We start from the raw sequence: 15588 nt of genomic DNA, 5'->3' as shown, positions 1-15588 counted from the left end.
GAAGGACCGCGGCGGGCTCACCGTTCGCCGGCTCCTGCCCTCCGCATGGAGCTCGGCGCGCGCGGCGTCAAGGGCATCCAGGATCGCCTGGAAGGATTCCTGGATCTCCAGCGCGGCGTCACGCTCCGGAGCGAAGTCCGGCTGCGGTTGGGTGCCGTCGCGTTCCATCGGCATTCCTCCTCGGCCCACATCCGTAGGGCGCCGTTTGCTTGCTCAGCGATACGCAGTCCGTCCGCATCTGTCTCAACCCGCCGTCAAGAGTGGGTAGATGAGGAACGGAAGGACCCTGTTCGAGCGGATCTGCGTCTTCGTCTTCGGCGTCTTCGGCTGCCCGGCGGAGAGTTCCGCGGCCTCGGCGGACCCGTCAGTCCAGGATCGTGGCGACGCCGCGGCGACGAAGGTCGGCCAGCCCGTTCAGCATGGCTTCGATCTGCTCGGGAGAGTGCCCGACCCAGTCCTTGAGTTCCGACACGATGCGCACAGGCTCGCGTGTGCGGTAGGAGCGGGTGGGGTTGCCAGGGAACTTCTTGTCGGTGACGTTGGGATCGTCCTCCAGATCGCCGGTCGGCTCCACTACGTAGATCCGCCCCGGCCCCCCGCCGGCTGCGAGTTCGGCGCCCCAGACGGCGGCATCCAGGGTCTCGGAAACGTAGACATGGCGGGACGTGCGCCCTTCCTCGAAGTTGGATGCGTGGCCGGGGGTCAGCAGATCCCCGGGAACGAGGGCTGCCTTCGTACCGTGCAGGTACGTGCCTGCCTCGTACACCTGGAAGGGGACAGGGACGCTGGTCATGGGCCACTCCTTCGGCCTGGGCTTGGGACAGCGGGGAAACACCACCGGCGAGTGGCGGTGGCGCGGCGATGCCAGTATCGGCTCGATCACTGCCCACGTCTGATCGGTCAGCTGATGATGCGCACCTGACACACCGCTTGGCCACCCCCGGTGCGATGGGCCGGCCGGGCCGGATCAGGACGTCAGGACCTGCGGTCCTCGACGTCCGTGTGCGGGGGTCTGGTCCAGTGGTGCCGAACACCGTACGGTTCCCGATCGTCCGTCCTGGTCACCTTGGGGGTGTCGAAGCCCTGGGTCAGGACCAGGCTGCGCAGGGTGCCGTATCCGAGCAGGACGGTCGCGAACGCGGTGGCATACAAGCCCAACGTGTCGTCGTACCCCAGGCCGTCACCGGTGCGCAGCACGTACACGAGGCGCCAGCCGCTCAACACGGCCAGCAGGGCCCACACCGGCCACAGCAGTCGGTGCGTACGCCGACGCTGCCGTACGTCGGCCGTGGACCGTAGCACGACCCGCAGCCTCGCGTCGCAGTGCTCGCAGAACTCGCTCTTCTCGCTCGGCCGGTCGGCGAACCGGTCCAGGCTTCCCACCCGCGAGCCGACCAGCGTCGCCGTCTGCGGGTTGTCACCGACGTGCCGCGTGACGTAGGTGTGCGTGATGCTGTACCTGAATCTGTCCGAAATCTCGCTCGCCACGGCGCCTCCCCGTTATCCCGGCTCCCGCGACTCCTTCCCTGTCTGGACAGTTCACATCCACGGGGTGGCCGGCGGGTACGTCTGACGACGGTAGGAATCACCGCCTGATGCCGGTTGTCCGCCAAGACCGCCACCGCGCACCGCAAGTCGGGCTGCCGGCTTCCGTACGCTGCTTCCGCGGCTCGGCGGCGAAACGCTGCACGGGTGCCTGGCTCGGATCGAGTGGGTTTTCCGGACGCCCAGTCATCGACACCCCCTCAAACAGCGCCTGGGTGTTCCGTCACTGTTGTTGGCACGATGGTCCCATGGAGGAATACGAGGGCAGTGAAACCCCTCCCGCACCGGGCTCCTTGCCCGTGCTGGTGGCCGGCGAACCAGGTGGGGAGGCGACCTGGCTGGTGCAACGCCGTGCCGACGTCACCGTAGGACCGGACCGCAACGGTGGGCGGAAGTTCACCGTGGAGGTCCGCCGGAGAAGCGATCCGCAGGCGGTGAGCAGGGCGGTCGGACGGCTGCTGGAAGGCGGGGAGGAGTGAGACAGAGCGCGCCGCGCATCCCCGACGGTGCCGCTTCCCGGGCGGTCCTCATCGGGTGCAGCGACTTCGACGACATCGATCTGCCCGCGATTCCCGCCGTGAAGTCCAACCTTGCGGATCTTCGCTCCGCGCTCACGCACGAGACGTACGGAATCCTGCCGCCGGAACACTGCCGGGTGCTGGCCGATCCGGCCGATCACCGCAGCGTCGGCATGGCACTTGCCCAAGCCGCGCTCGACGCGGACGACTTGCTGCTCGTCTACTACGCCGGACACGGACTGCTCGACGAGGACGGGACGTTGCACCTGGCGCTGTCCTCCACCGACCCGGGACACGTCGGTTTCACCGGTGTCCCGGCCGATCTGGTCAAGAGGCAACTCGGCCGGGCCCGGGCACGTTTGCGGGTCCTGGTGCTGGACTGCTGCTTCTCCGGCCGTGCGGTGGCCGCCATGACGGAACCGGGCAGCCTGCTGTCGGCTCAACTCGACGTGAGCGGCACCTACACCCTCACCTCCACCACGGCCACCGCACCCTCACACGCACCGCCCGGGCAGCGTCACACCGCCTTCACGGCCGCCCTGCTGGACGCATTGAACCAGGCAGAGCCGCTCACCCTGGACGACATCCACCAGCACATCGACACCGTGCTGCAGGGGGCGGGGCTGCCGCGGCCGCAGCGGCGCTCCGTCAACACCGCAGGTGGCATCGCCCTCGTCCGGGGTCCCGTCCAGCCGCGCGGAGGACCGCCGACCGGCGATGAGGAAGAGATCCGCTTCCGCCGTCAGCCGCCCGAACCGCCGGCCCATCGCGGCCGCGACACCGTCATGTACTCCCTGATGCTCGCTGCCCTCGGCGCGGTGAGCGTGCTGTTCGCGGGGTGGCACACGACCTTGACTGCCGCCAGCGCCCTAGCCCTGTTCATGGGTCTGCTCCTCCTCCTGGGCCGGCTTGGGGGGAAAGACGTCCACTACGACCTCGTCGTCAACGGCGGCGGGGTGGGCATCGAGCACGGGCCGCACTCGGCTCACGTGCCGTGGAAGGATGTCGCGTGCGTGGGCGTACTGCGCAGGGCGCCGGGCACGGGACTGACCACCAACGTGCTCATCGTCCGGCTGAAGGCCGACGTGCCGCGCCCGACAGGGTTCCACGACCCGCTCAACAAACGTCTCCCGGACCAGCGCTACGTGATCGTGGGCATGTTGAGCACCTACGAAGCCGACCCCGTACGCCTGCGCTCGGCGATCGAACACTTCGCCGGCGGCATCTACCGCACCGACCAACAGCTAGTGGAGATGGACCCACGACTGCGGTGAGGAGCCGCGTCCCCGCGCCCAGCACACGGCCACCCGCAACGGGTCATCCGGAATGACGTCCCCTCAGACAACCGTCGGTCGGTCGTATCCGGTTACCTTCAGGCAGGTTGGAAGAACGCGAGCATTTTCCGGCTGGCGTCCGGCGATGCCAGGATGTCCTGGATGCGCGCGGACTGGCGGCCGGCAGCGCTGGTGCGTTCGAACATCTCGCGTTCGTATTCCTTGACGGCGGCGGGGAAGTCGTCCGGGTGTGCGGCCAGCGCGAGACCGAGCAACGCGCCGTCCAGCAGCGCCATGTTGGCGCCCTGCCCCACCGGCGGCATCAGGTGCGCGGCGTCGCCGAGCAGGGTGACGTCCGGCCTCGACGGCCAGGTCAGGCCGACCGGGAGAGTGGTGATCGGCCGCGGCAGGACCGTGTCGTCGCAGGCTGCGATCAGTGCGGTGAACCGTGGGTGCCAGCCGGCGAACAGCTCGATCAGCCGCACCCGGGCGGCGGCGGGGTCCCCGAACGGGATCCCGCTGGTGGCGAACCAGTCCTCGGCGGTGTGGTGGAAGCTGAGGTAGATGCGTACCCGGCCGTCGCCGTTGCGCTGCGCCGACAGGGATTGCCCGTTGCCGAGCACCCAGTAGTTGCCGCGTCCGACCATCGCCGCGAGGTCGGGGTGGGTGCGGTCGATGTCGGGGATACCGAGTTCGACCACGTTCTGGCCGGTGTGCGCCGGTCGGGCGTCGGTGAGCAGTGGGCGGACCCGGGACTGCGCACCGTCGGCGCCGACCAGCAGCTCGTACGTCGCGCTGCTGCCGTCGGCGAAGTGCAGCGTGCCGTTGTCGGCGGATTCGAGCGCGTGGCCCCAGCGCACCGCGTGTTCGGGGAGGGAGTCCAACAGCAGGTCGCGCAGGTCTCCGCGGTCGACCTCGGGCCGTTCCAGCGGTGCGTCGTCCGGCGTGTCCTCCTGGAGGAGCAGGGTGCCGTCCGGTTCCAGAAGACGCAGGTCCTGGCCTGCCCGACGGGCAATCGCATGGAACTGCCGTATCAGGCCGGCCTCGCGCAGCGCCTGCTGCCCGGTCCCGGAGTGCAGATCGAGCATGCCGCCCTGACCGCGCGCGCCGCGCGACGACTCACGTTCGTACACGACGGCGTCGATGCCGTTCACGTGCAGCACCCGGGCCAGGGCCAGGCCGCCCAAGCCCGCTCCGACGATGGCGATGGCGATGGTCATGGTTCCCCCTCGATTCGCTGTATCAGTCGATACACCGTATCGCTCCAACGATGTATTGTCTGCGGCATGTTGGTATGGGAGAGGCCGGAGCCACCGGATCGACCGGTTCCGGCCCCGTTGAGCCGGGAGCGGATCGTACGAGCGGCGATCCGGCTGGCCGACGCGGACGGCCTGGAGGCGGTGTCGCTACGCAAGGTCGCCGCCGAGCTGGGCGTTGGGCCGATGCGGCTGTACGGCTACATCGCCACCAAGGAGGAGCTGCTCGACCTGATGGTCGATGCGGTCCATGCCGAGATCCGGCCGGCCGGAGACGGCTGGCGCGAGGTTCTGCGCTCCCTTGCCGAGACCACCCGGCAGGCCGTTCACCGGCACGAATGGCTCGCCGACCTGATCGGTGGACGGCCCCGGCTCGGGCCGCACGCGCTGGCCAGGGGGGAGGCAGTGTTGGCCGCGATGGCCGATGTCGACGTGGACACCGTCGTACCGGTGGTCGCCGCGGTCGATGCATACGTGATCGGCGCGGTGCGCCGGGAGATCACCGAGCGGCGCGCCGAGCGGGCCACCGGGATGGACAAGAAGCAGTGGCAGGCCGCCTTCGGGCCTTATCTGCAGCGGGTCTTCGCAACTGGCCGTTTCCCTGCGCTGGCCTCCGTCGTACGAGACGGCCCCCACCTGGACGCCGACCAGACCTTCCAGACCGGCCTCGACTTCCTCCTCGACGGCATCGAAGCCCGCATCTCTGGCTGACGTACGGCCGAGGGACCGGGCGAGTGCGGCTCGTCGCACCGACTCCCCACCCATGCCGAGAGTTCATCGGTCGCTGGGAGTAGGTCCTGCGCCTCAGGCGCGCTTCGCTGCCGCTTGGCTAGGGTCGGTCTTCATGGAGACCACGGGAACCGTCCGTCGTCTGACGGCGGAACGTATGCGGGACGCTCTGGAGCGGCTCGTCACCGAGCGGGACGTATGGGTGTCGACGGCTCATCCTGATCACGGGCCGCACCAGGTGCCGCTGTGGTTCTTGTGGGATGGGCGCGCAGTGTGGATGTGCACCAGCGCCACTTCCGTGACTGCACGGAACGTCCGCAAAGAGCCGCGCGTGCGCCTGGCGCTCCCGGACACCTTCGACGTAGTACTCCTCCAGGGTGAGGCCGAATGCTTCCCGGACCAGGAGGTGCCCAAAGACGCGGCAGAGGCGTTCGCCGGCAAGTTCGGGTGGGATCCACGCGCGGAAGAGGGGTCCTTCCTGTATGTACGCGTGGTCCCGAAGACTGTGCGCGCATGGCGCGGCGAGCCGGAACTACGCGGGAGAGTCATCATGCGCGACGGGACGTGGCTGGCATAACAGCGCCGTGATCAGATCGGGGAGTTGTCGCGAGCTCAGTCCGCTGGGCGGGCTGAACGGCTGAAGGTGTGGATCGGGCGTCGATCGCGTGTCACGCCGCTGGGGCGCGTGGCACGTCTCGGGCGTTCTCCCAGTGGCGGTCGAAGTAGGACTTGAAGTACGACGCTGCCTCGCTGTCCTCGATCCGCATGCCCTGCACCCGGTCTCCGACGGTGAAAGCCAGGAACACCGCGCTCGTGTCCATGATGGCCATGCTCATGAGGTCCGCCTTGATGGGCCAGGTCACCTCCCGAATGCTGTAACTGCGCAGGTGACGTGTCTCCTCCCGGTGCTGCGCAGTCCACCTCGTATAGCCGCGGGAGGAACCGATGCAGAACAGTCGCTTCACTGAGCCGCCGGCCGCCGCCCAGTCGAGCACCGCTTGGAAGTACTCCGCGAAGGGCGCCGTCGACTCGCTGAAGTCGTCGGGGGTTCCGATCCGCATGTACCAGGTGTCGAGATGGCGGGTGCCGCGTGTGACCAGGTAGTCCGTGGCTGCCTTGTAGAAGGACGCCGCGTCCGGGTAGTGCTCGATGCGCGAGGAGTTCACCTGGTCGAAATCGCGGCGCAGCAGTTCGACTTCGGTGCGGAGACCGGCCAGTTCACGGCGCGAGGCAGTGAGCGGCACGAGGGTGCGCAGGATCGCGTACACCGCGGTGAACAGGAACGGCATCTGCCAGGCGGCAGGGAGCCCGAAGAGCGCGGCAGTCGCCGATCCGAGCACGGCGACCAGACAGGCGATGGCCAGCCCCCGCTCGTCCCAGCGCTCGAACCAGCTCCCCGACTCCGACGAGGGTGGCGAACCAGCCATGTACACCTCACAATTCCCGGGTGTCTCGTACGTGGTGGCAAGTCAAATACCCGGTGCTACCTGTCTGTTGGTAGGGGTCAGGTGGCGTGCGTAGAGAAGCTACCGCTGAATTCGGCATTCCAATCAGGCTCCGCACCGCCGTCTCCTGACGGCGTGATCGGAACGGCTGCCGACTGACGGTCTCCGGCAGCATGGGCACCACCCGGGCCGTGCCCTCGGCACACTCGCGGACCTGGAAGAGGCTCCGGTAACTGAACCCGTCGCCCCGGGAAGCCTTCGACCTCCTGCTTGCCGGGAACCAGCGCTTCGTCGCGGGCACCTCCGACTGCACGGATCGTCACGACCCGCGGCCCCGACGTCCTACGCACCCCGATGCTCCCGCCACAGCGAGCACCGACGGCATCGCTCGCGACGTGAGCGCTTCCCCCTCATGCAGGTGGGAGGGCCGGTACCGTGTCGTACCGGCCCTCCCACCTCCTTCTTATGCCGTCAACCGGGCCGGCGCAGTCCGCGTCGGTGGTGTCCTCGTCGTGGCCGAGCATCGTCCACGTCCGATTGAACAGTGCTCCCATGGTCGAACCGCCGACGCCCCCGAGGGCACACCGACCGGCCTGTAAGCAACGCGGGATGACTACACCCCGCTCACCCCTGCCGACGGCGGCAGGCCAGCCATGCCACGACGGCCAGGCCGGCCGCGGCCAGCAGCACCTTCCGGTTGTCCCGGGCCAGCTGCGCTCCTTGGGCCGTCCTCTGCCGCACGGGCTCGGGTGCCTTCTCTTCCCAGAGCTGACCGGCCTGGGCCGCCTTCGCGCGGGCCTGCTCGGCGGCTTGGGCGGCACCGGCCTTGACCGGGTCGGGCAGCCGGTCCTGCGCCTGGTGAGCCAGTTCGGCGGCCTTCTCCTTCAGTTCACCCGCCTTGAGGGCGGCTTGCTCCTTCAGCTCGTCGGCCTTCGCGGCAGCCTGCTCCTTTATTTCGGCGGCCTTCTCCTGGGCGCGCGCCTTGACGTCGGTCTTCGCTGCCAGCGCCTCGACCGTCTCCCCGAGCTCGGTCCGAGTCTGTTCGACCTGCTCGCGCAGTTCCTCGGGGCTGGTGGCGGTGGGCTCGTCGTGCGGCGGCTGGGTCATCGATGCGCACTCTCCTTGATCTCGGCCACGTCGGCCTTCACGTTCTCGATCGTCTGCTCGGGTGTGGGCGGCGCAGCCTGGTCGATCTGCTTTCTTCCGCTTATGGCCATCACCGCGGCGATCACACCCAGTACCGCGGTGACGATCAGCGCCGCCGCCCACACGGGCAGCGGAACCGCCAGCGCGGCGATCACGGTGGCAACCAGCGCCTGCAGCATCAGGAAGCCGACAACGCCGGCCCCGCCGAACAGGCCACCGCCCTTGCCGTAGCGCTTGCCCTTCTGCTTCATCTCCGCCTGTGCCAGCCGGAGTTCACCTCGCACCAGTTCGGTCAGTTGCTGCGAGGCCCGCTGCACCAGCTCGCTCACCGGCTCCTGGTCGGAGCGGTCCGTGCTCCGGCCGGATCCGGCGTGGTGCGGCTGCATGCTCGACACGACGGTCACCTCCCTTCCTGAGTCCGTGGCGGCCGGGCTGCATCCTGCGCCCGACCATCCGATGAGCGCGCGAGTACCCCGAACCGGCGAGTTCAGGTCGAGCAGCGTGACCCGCGGGCTCGGCCGGCGCCTGAACCGCACTGCCACGGCCGGCACCGGCCCCGTGGGTGGAGTGGCCTTCGGGGCCGCAGGCGGGTTGTACCCAGGGGCACGTGCACGTCCAAGCGGTGCTTGTGCGGGACGGGGTCCTGGTTCCTGCCCGGCACCGGGGCACGTCCTCCGGGCCGTCCACCAGGGGCCCAGCTCGGCACGGGTTACCGGACGGATGTTCCGTGCCCTTGCCCTATTTGTTCTGCGGGGCGGGCCCGGGGATTCCTACTCGGGCCGTCCGCCGAAGAAGCCGGCGAGGGAGGACGCAAGCGCTTCCGGGGCCTCTTCGGCCACGTGGTGCCCCGAGTCGATGCCGTGGCCCCGTACGTCCGGTGCCCATCGGCGCCAGATCTCCACCGGGTCCCCGTACAGGTCCTCCAGGTCGTCCCGGAGCGACCAGAGGATCAGTGCCGGGCACCGGATCCGTCTCCCGGCGGCGCGATCGGCCTCCTCGTGCCGCCGGTCGACGGTGAGGCCGGCCCGGTAGTCCTCCAGCATCCCCCGTACCACGTCGGGGTTCCTCGTGGCCGCGCGCCACTCGTCGTGATTCTCCTGTCCCATCCTCTGGGGATCGCCGCGGTACCAGCTGTCCGGGTCGGCGTTGATGACTCGCTCGGGGATGTCCGGCTGGGCGAAGAAGAACCAGTGCCACCACTGCGTGGCGAACTCGGTCGTGATGCGGGACAGGTGCTCGGTGAGGGGCAGACAGTCGATCAGCGCCACCCGCGAGACCGCGTCGGGGTGGTCGAGGGCGAGACGCAGCGCCACACTGCCTCCGCGGTCGTGCCCGGCGAGCGCGAACCGGGCATGGCCGAGGGAGCGCATCACCTCGACCACGTCACCGGCGACGGCCCGCTTGGAGTAACCGACGTGGTCCGCGGTGGGCGCCGGGCCGGTGGACCGGCCGTATCCCCGGAGATCGGGACAGACCACGGTGAAACCGCGCCGGACGAGGAGCGGGGCGACGCGATGCCAGGTCGCCGATGTCCGGGGGTGGCCGTGCAGCAGCACCACCGGCGGTCCTTCCCCACCGTAGCGAACGAAGATCAATGCTCCCTCGACCTGAACCCGCCTGGTCTCGAAACCCTCGAACAAGACCCGAACCTCCCGTCCTCCTCGACACGGCGCCTGCTGCACCTGTCGGACCCGGGCGACCCCGCTCCCGCCCGGTGAGGACCGCCGGGCCGACAGACTGCGCAAACCGGCTCTCCTCGTCGGCGCGTGCCAAACCGGCACGGCCTTCCTCTTTCCCCGCCAAGTCCGCGCGCCGACCGCTGCCGCCGAAGGATCGACCACAAGACCACAAGCGGGGTGACCCGATGGGACGCCGACGCGTCAGCGGGTGCCGTGCCAGTGGGGTGGCAGCAGGCGCCATCGCGCGATGACGGTTCCGGCAGTGGAGACCGCTCGATGTCCGTACGTACACGTGTCACTCGTGCCGTCGTGCGCTACAAAGACTGGCGTGGGGAGCGACCGGACGCTGCTCGGCGCGCTTGCCGGAGGTGCCGGTGGCGAGCTGGGGCGCCAGGCGTGGGCGGGGCTGACCGCTCTGGTGAGTCGCCCGTCCGGCGGTGGCCAGGACTCGTCCGGCCGGACACCGTCAGCAGGCTCCGGAGAGCCGGAACTGCTACGGCTCCAGCAGGCACCCGCCGACGTGGCACGTGCCCAGGCGCTGAGTACCGCTCTGGCGGTGCGCGCCGCGCTGGATGCCGAGTTCTCAGCCGCTCTGCGGCAGTGGCGCGCGCAGGCGGAGCAGGTGCCTGTCCACCAGAACACGATCAGCGGCGGCATCCAGTACGGGCCGGTGGTGCAGGGCCACACCTTCTCCCACCTGACCTTCAACTCCTCTGCCCCCGCTGCGCCCGACCCCGACACCGACGGCAGGCCCCGGCCGGCGCGGGACTGACTCACCCGAAGCTCCGCTGTGAGGGTCTCCGGGGTGCCCGCGCCGGCGACGTCAAATGGGCACAGCCTCAGTGCTCACCGTTGGCGGAGACTCACTGCTCGTCGAGGGATGCCTGCCGGGCGAGGAACTCCTCGAACGCCGCCTTCTGCTTCGGATCCATGAAGCCTTGGCGGACATTGCGGGCCCTCTCCTGGAGCCAGTGCGCCTCGTCGGGGTCCAGCAGCTCGGCGACCACCACGCCTTTGCGAGCAACCGCCGTACGCCCTCCCACGCGACGACGAAAGAGCGTGAACTCACCGAATTCCGCCGGGTGGGCAAGTTCCGGCTCCTCCGGCACGGCACGGTTCTCTTCCCCGGCGTCACTCGCCGGATAGGCGGTGGGCGCCCAATGCTCCCAGAGCGCCAGCGTGGCCGCGGGCACCAGCACCGCGCGTTCCGGTTCTTCGTGCCCGTCCCACAGGAACCCGACAGTCACGGGCTCGCCGACCGCCTCGGCCAACCCGAGCACCCTCTCCATCTCATCGTTGATCGGGTACTCCACTACTACATCGATCCGAATGCCCATGGTGCCGGAGGCTACTTGCCCCCTCTGACATGCCGGCCCAAACCTCATGGCCGGCCTGGGAGTCAGCGGGTGGCACTGCTCCGCCGAGCAGGCCTGGCCGTCCGCAAGAGCGGCAGCAGGTGCGACCACGGCATCGGCATCGTCCTTCAGCACCCCTCGGAACTTCGGGAGCCTTCGGGCGGACCGGCCACCGCCTCCCCTGCCCCGGCGGCAGCAAGGAGCCCGCGTGAGCTGTACGCCTCGTCGCCTCCGAGGTGGTCCGGCGGGTGCGCGGCCGTCCGCCCAGAGGGCGGGGCACCTGGATCCGTTGGCGGACCTCGATCATCTGCGGGGCGTCGCCCCATTGGCGAGCCCCGGCCGCGCGCTGATGGGCCCCGGCAGGACGTTGAGTCGACGCTGACCATGCTCCAGTCGACCCGCCGGCCAGGTCGGCGTCCGCCACGAAGTCCGGACGACGGCAGGTGCGGCTCCGACCGGACCGGCTCGGCATTCGTCGGATCACCCCGCCCCGTGCCCAGACCAACGAGCCGGTAGCCCGACAGTCACATGATCCGTCGGGCAATCCTAGTGCCCGCCCTTCTTCCCTGCCTTCTTCCGACGCGGCTTTTCGGCGTTCCGGGACTTGTCGGATCGCTTGCCGGCGGGCTTCTCCGCCCTCTTGCCCTGCGATGCGGTATCGGGTGTTCCCGCGACGCGTGAGGGTCGGGTCGTAGTGCTGGTGCCGTGGGTGTGTGTGTCGGCGGCGGGTTCCCGGTACGGGACGGCGGGGGCGAGGCCTGCGGCTTGATCCAGACCGGGGTCACGGGGGTCCCCGGCGGGGACGTCGCGGCTGGAGGGCTTGGCAGGGGCAGGTCCCCTCTCGTCGCGTGGGACGGACGCGCCCGGTGTGCCGTCCTTCGCGGAAGGGCTGCTCACCTCCCGTGTCGCTGCCCTGTGTGCAGACCCGTCGGATACCGCGAGAGTGGCGGCCACGGCAGCAGCCAGCGCGGCGGCCGTGCCGACGACCAGGTGGCGTCCGCGCGTGGACGCGGCCTTCGGTGCGGCCGTGCCGGCGGCGTGCGACGCGTACGGGTGCGTGAGTTCGGCCGCCGCCGGTACCTGCCCGGAAACCAGGCTCGTGACGTCGGCCGGGGGTGGCACGGGCCGGGGACCGAGCGTGTCGGCCAGGGCGGTCAGGCTCCGGACGCAGTCGTCGGCTGACGGGCGGGCCTGCGCGTCCAGGTCGGTCATGTCCCCCAGCAGGCCCGCGAACTCCTTGGGCAGGGAATCGGGCAGTTCGGGCCGCCGGTGGAGCCGCGCGATCGCTGACTCCAAGGGGGCACCGTCGTATTCGAGTCGGCTCGTGACGCATTCGAGGAGTACGAGCCCGAGGGCGTAGACATCGGCGGACGGGCCGACGGACTGGCCGAGCACCTGCTCGGGAGACAGATAGGCGGCCGTACCGATGAGTGCGTCGGTGGCGGTATGGGTGGTGGCGTCCAGCAGCCGGGAGATGCCGAAGTCGGTCAGGTGGGGGCGCCCGGAACCGTCCAGGATGATGTTCGAGGGTTTGACGTCACGGTGCACGATCCCGGCGTCGTGCGCGTGGGCCAGAGCACGTGCGAGGTCGGCTCCGAGGGCAGCGGTCTCCCCGGGTGCCAGGGGGCCCGCGGCGATGCGCGCCTTCAGCGTGGGGCCTTCGATCAGCTCCATCACCAGATAGGCACGTCCATCGTGCCGGCCTGCGTCATAGACGGTGACGAGGCCGGGGTGCCGCAACCGGGCGAGGATCACCGCCTCGTTGTGGAAGCCGTCCTCCCCACCGGTGCCGGCGCGGAACAGCTTGACGGCCACCGGCCGTTTCAGCCGCAGGTCGAAGCCACGGTGTACGTCGCCGGCGCCACCCGAGCCGATGACCGCGTCCAGACGGTACCGCCCGCCCAGCACTTGCGCGGAACACCGGAACGGCGCCAGAGTCGACTGGCGGAGCCTCATGTCATCTCCCACTGATTCCCCAGGTGGTGCCCACAGGTGCGCCTACAAGGGGGCGCCGCACACGCGTACCCCTGAGGTGCCGGAGTACCCCTATGCCCCGTTCCGCGACTCGACCGGTGAGGCTTGCGGCGTGCGTACGCCGGACGACGGCACCTCCTGTCGGCCAGCCACCGCGACCAGCGGCGTCAAGGACTGACTCCGGCAAGTGCAGTGATCGTCGATCTTAATGCTCGTTTCTCGGTCGTCCGGTCACAGTGAGGTTGTGCAGGCGGGCGGCGAAGGTGTGCTCGGCACGGGCGCGGAACTTGCGGTGAGTAGCGTTGTGCTCCTCCTTCCAGGCCGGGAGTGCGGCCTGGAAGGGCTCGTGGCGGTGCGGGATGACCAGGCCGGTGCCCCGATAGCCGCCGTCCGCGATCACTGTGGCCCTGCCGACGGCGTCTTTCGCACCGGACAGTTCCCACGCCTTGCAGTCGTTTCGGTTGCCGGGCGCCAGGGTGCCGTCCACGATCAGCACGGCGTCCCTGCGGAATCGTTTGCGGGACAGTAGAGCCAGCAACGGCCAAGGCCATCGATGACGCGGGCGGCGGCCGACTTCGAGATGCCGAACAGCGGGGCGAACTGCCGCAGGGGCTGGGTCCAGAACGGCTCAGAAGCCGTGATCACATCAGCCACAGCAAGATCATCTCACTCGGGGCCTCCCTTGATGGAGTTTTGAGCGCATGCTACGGAACCATGAGCAGCTTGAGTGCGGCTGCGACGCGATGAGGGGGCATGGTGGCCAAGGTCAATATCAGTCTCGACGCCGAACTCGTAGTGGAAGTGATGGTCCTGGCGGGGATCGGCTCGCCCCAGGACGCGATCGAGGCGATCGTGCGGGACTACATCGCCCGTGGCCACCGCACCGAGGCCCGCACCGAGCTCAAGGACCAAAGCCTGCGCGAACTCGACGTCAAGCCGCAGGATCCGCAAGGCTGAGCACCCTGCCGCGTGCCGCCGCTCAAACCGCCGGGCGACACATCCAAGAGTCCGCCGGCGCAGAGGTCGGCGATGCGCGCCGCATCATGCCGGGACCTCATCGGGGCCGTGCACATCACGGGCGTGGGCGTCGCCGTGCCGGCACCCGGCCTTCGTGTGGCAGCCGTTGTGGCGGCGACAGCGGGCGGTGGGTGTGAGGGGGTGGTGGGGGTCAGACGGGTTCGGGTTCGGGTTGGGGTTCGGGTTGGGGTAGGGGGGTCGGGGTGGGGTGCCAGAGTTTGGTGGTGCGCTGGTAGGCGTGGATGACGGAGGCTGTGGCCAGGAGGAGGAGGGGGCCGGACAGCCAGGGGTGTTGGGCCATGGGGGCCGGCAGGTAGCGGTAGGACAGCAGCAGGGCGGTGAACACCGTTGCGCCGTGGGTGACCAGGTGGGTGGCGGCGCGGTCCCAGCCGCGTGCCTGGGCGCGTAGTGCGGTTTCGATGGTGAGGGTGAAGACGATGCCGGCGAGGATGTCCGCGCCGTAGTGGTAGCCGAAGCCGAGGGTGGCGCCGAGGGTGGCGATCAGCCAGAAGGTGCCGGCGAAGCGCAGGATGCGCGGGCCGGTGCGGGAGTGGAGGAAGATCGCGGTGGCCCAGGCGGTGTGGAGGCTGGGCATGCAGTTGCGGGGGGTGATCTGGTCGAAGGGCATGGGGTGGGGGGTGTGCAGGGGTGGCGGGGTGTCGGGCCACAGGTGGGCTGCTGCCCAGTGGCCGCCGTCGGTGCCGTAGGCGAAGATCGGCCCGACCACGGGGAAGATCATGTAGATGCCGGGGCCGAGGAGGCCGATGACCAGGAAGGTGCGCACCAGGTGGTGGCGGGGGAAGCGGCGTTCGGTGGCGACGTGGCGCAGTTGGTACAGGGCGACGACGACCGCGGCGACGGCGAGCTGGATGTAGACGTAGTCCAGGATGTGTGCGCCGATGGTGCCGGTGGCCCGGACCAGCCGGCCCGCGAGCCAGGAGGGGTTGCCCAGGGCGTGGTCGGCGGTGGCGACGTACTGGTCCAGGACCAGCGGGCGGGTCTTGGAGGTGATCAGCAGCCAGGCGTCGCCGGTCTTGCGGCCGGCCACCAGCAGCAGAGCCAGCCCCACGCCTTTGAGCAGCAGGGTCCGTTCGGGGCCGGTGCGGCGGGTGACGGCGATGACCGCGTACGCCAGTACCACCCACAGGGCGCCGTTGCCGAAGGGGTGGCCGTAACCGTGGGGGGACTTGATGCCGGCCGCCCAGCGCACCAGCAGCAGGACCAGGTCGACACCCACCGCCGCGGCGGCCGCGATCGCGCGTTCGCGCCAGGTGAGGACCACCATCATCAACGCCATCCCGGCGTACAGCAAAGGCCCCGACTTGGGTGGAAGGATCACCTCCTTCACCTGGTTGGTCATCGGCCCCGGCATACCGTAGTGACGCGCGGCGATCTCCAACGCGACGAGGAATCCCAGAGCCGTGACCGCTGCCGCGGTCCACAGCACCACCCGCGGCTCACGCCACACACTCAAGCCGGTATTTCCGTTGTTCCGCGTCACCCGCGACGTTATAGGTATCAATTCACTGGCCGATTTGTTAGTTGTTATCCGGAAAGGTCGTATTTCCTGCGGTCGTCATGGCTTGGATCATGTTATCGGAGCGGTACGAGCATGTTTCCGTGATCACAGAGTCCGGGGAAGGACTGGCC

16 protein-coding genes and 2 pseudogenes are annotated in these 15588 nt (G+C 69.4%); 6 read left to right on the top strand and 12 right to left on the bottom strand.

Going from position 1 to position 15588, the window contains the following annotated elements:
* Positions 1 to 364: 364 nt before the first annotated feature.
* The gene (gene arr / locus S1361_RS37080; protein WP_208036188.1) at positions 365 to 793 is read right to left on the bottom strand and encodes an NAD(+)--rifampin ADP-ribosyltransferase; all 429 of its coding nucleotides are present in this window, start codon (positions 791 to 793) and stop codon (positions 365 to 367) included.
* A 182-nt stretch (positions 794 to 975) separates the two neighbouring features.
* Entirely contained in the window at positions 976 to 1488 is a 513-nt protein-coding gene (locus tag S1361_RS37075; RefSeq protein ID WP_208036187.1) for a hypothetical protein, read from the bottom strand.
* A gap of 305 nt (positions 1489 to 1793) precedes the next feature.
* Here S1361_RS37075 and S1361_RS37070 point away from each other — a divergent pair, with 305 nt between their 5' ends.
* Together S1361_RS37070 and S1361_RS37065 are read left to right on the top strand one after the other, a co-directional pair.
* Positions 1794 to 2024 (top strand): effector-associated constant component EACC1, encoded by a 231-nt coding sequence (locus S1361_RS37070; protein ID WP_208036186.1) that lies wholly within the window; start codon positions 1794 to 1796, stop codon positions 2022 to 2024.
* Complete coding sequence (locus S1361_RS37065; protein WP_208036185.1) at positions 2021 to 3337, top strand: caspase, EACC1-associated type; 1317 nt, start codon at positions 2021 to 2023, stop codon at positions 3335 to 3337. Before S1361_RS37070 ends, S1361_RS37065 begins: the two co-directional genes overlap by 4 nt.
* A 98-nt stretch (positions 3338 to 3435) precedes the next feature.
* Here the strand turns inward: S1361_RS37065 and S1361_RS37060 are convergent, their stop codons facing one another.
* A complete protein-coding gene (locus S1361_RS37060; protein ID WP_208036952.1) occupies positions 3436 to 4551 on the bottom strand; it encodes an FAD-dependent oxidoreductase in 1116 nt (371 codons plus the stop codon).
* Positions 4552 to 4623: 72 nt separating this feature from the next.
* On the opposite strand from S1361_RS37060, the gene S1361_RS37055 reads away from it, so the two are divergent.
* Both S1361_RS37055 and S1361_RS37050 read left to right on the top strand, forming a co-directional pair.
* The gene (locus tag S1361_RS37055; RefSeq protein WP_208036184.1) at positions 4624 to 5304 is read left to right on the top strand and encodes a TetR/AcrR family transcriptional regulator; all 681 of its coding nucleotides are present in this window, start codon (positions 4624 to 4626) and stop codon (positions 5302 to 5304) included.
* A gap of 133 nt (positions 5305 to 5437) precedes the next feature.
* A complete protein-coding gene (locus S1361_RS37050) occupies positions 5438 to 5899 on the top strand; it encodes a pyridoxamine 5'-phosphate oxidase family protein (protein ID WP_208036183.1) in 462 nt (153 codons plus the stop codon).
* A 91-nt stretch (positions 5900 to 5990) separates the two neighbouring features.
* On the opposite strand, the gene S1361_RS37045 is transcribed toward S1361_RS37050, so the two are convergent.
* The 4 genes from S1361_RS37045 to S1361_RS37030 form a co-directional block, all read right to left on the bottom strand.
* On the bottom strand, positions 5991 to 6749 hold the full coding sequence (locus S1361_RS37045) for a hypothetical protein (RefSeq protein ID WP_208036182.1): 759 nt from the start codon (positions 6747 to 6749) through the stop codon (positions 5991 to 5993).
* A gap of 642 nt (positions 6750 to 7391) precedes the next feature.
* Positions 7392 to 7874, bottom strand: a complete 483-nt coding sequence (locus S1361_RS37040) for a DUF3618 domain-containing protein (RefSeq protein ID WP_208036181.1) — start codon at positions 7872 to 7874, stop codon at positions 7392 to 7394.
* Positions 7871 to 8299 (bottom strand): phage holin family protein, encoded by a 429-nt coding sequence (locus tag S1361_RS37035; RefSeq protein WP_208036951.1) that lies wholly within the window; start codon positions 8297 to 8299, stop codon positions 7871 to 7873. The genes S1361_RS37040 and S1361_RS37035 overlap by 4 nt, the downstream gene beginning before the upstream one ends.
* 384 nt (positions 8300 to 8683) lie before the next feature.
* Entirely contained in the window at positions 8684 to 9553 is an 870-nt protein-coding gene (locus S1361_RS37030; RefSeq protein ID WP_208036180.1) for an alpha/beta fold hydrolase, read from the bottom strand.
* A gap of 367 nt (positions 9554 to 9920) precedes the next feature.
* Between S1361_RS37030 and S1361_RS37025 the strand changes: the two genes are divergently transcribed.
* Entirely contained in the window at positions 9921 to 10364 is a 444-nt protein-coding gene (locus S1361_RS37025) for a hypothetical protein (RefSeq protein WP_208036179.1), read from the top strand.
* Positions 10365 to 10455: 91 nt separating this feature from the next.
* On the opposite strand, the gene S1361_RS37020 is transcribed toward S1361_RS37025, so the two are convergent.
* From S1361_RS37020 to S1361_RS37005, 4 genes and pseudogenes are all read right to left on the bottom strand, one after another.
* A complete protein-coding gene (locus S1361_RS37020) occupies positions 10456 to 10929 on the bottom strand; it encodes a hypothetical protein (RefSeq protein WP_208036178.1) in 474 nt (157 codons plus the stop codon).
* Between the two features lie 224 nt (positions 10930 to 11153).
* Positions 11154 to 11390 (bottom strand): annotated as a pseudogene (locus tag S1361_RS37015) (hypothetical protein); the annotation flags it as partial.
* A gap of 103 nt (positions 11391 to 11493) precedes the next feature.
* Complete coding sequence (locus tag S1361_RS37010) at positions 11494 to 12903, bottom strand: serine/threonine-protein kinase (protein WP_208036177.1); 1410 nt, start codon at positions 12901 to 12903, stop codon at positions 11494 to 11496.
* Between the two features lie 223 nt (positions 12904 to 13126).
* Positions 13127 to 13530 (bottom strand): annotated as a pseudogene (locus tag S1361_RS37005) (IS5/IS1182 family transposase); the annotation flags it as partial.
* A 147-nt stretch (positions 13531 to 13677) separates the two neighbouring features.
* Here S1361_RS37005 and S1361_RS37000 point away from each other — a divergent pair.
* Positions 13678 to 13878 carry a type II toxin-antitoxin system VapB family antitoxin gene (locus tag S1361_RS37000; protein WP_208036950.1) on the top strand — a complete coding sequence of 67 codons (201 nt, stop codon included), beginning with the start codon at positions 13678 to 13680 and terminating at the stop codon, positions 13876 to 13878.
* A gap of 211 nt (positions 13879 to 14089) precedes the next feature.
* Here S1361_RS37000 and S1361_RS36995 read toward each other — a convergent pair whose 3' ends face one another.
* The gene (locus S1361_RS36995; protein ID WP_243769440.1) at positions 14090 to 15412 is read right to left on the bottom strand and encodes a phosphatase PAP2 family protein; all 1323 of its coding nucleotides are present in this window, start codon (positions 15410 to 15412) and stop codon (positions 14090 to 14092) included.
* Between the last annotated feature and the right edge of the window lie 176 nt (positions 15413 to 15588).

The sequence above is a fragment of the Streptomyces cyanogenus genome (genome assembly GCF_017526105.1).
GTDB classification, from domain to species: domain Bacteria; phylum Actinomycetota; class Actinomycetes; order Streptomycetales; family Streptomycetaceae; genus Streptomyces; species Streptomyces cyanogenus.
Note: the sequence above shows the minus strand (reverse complement) of the source record. Positions and strands in the feature narration are given on the sequence as shown.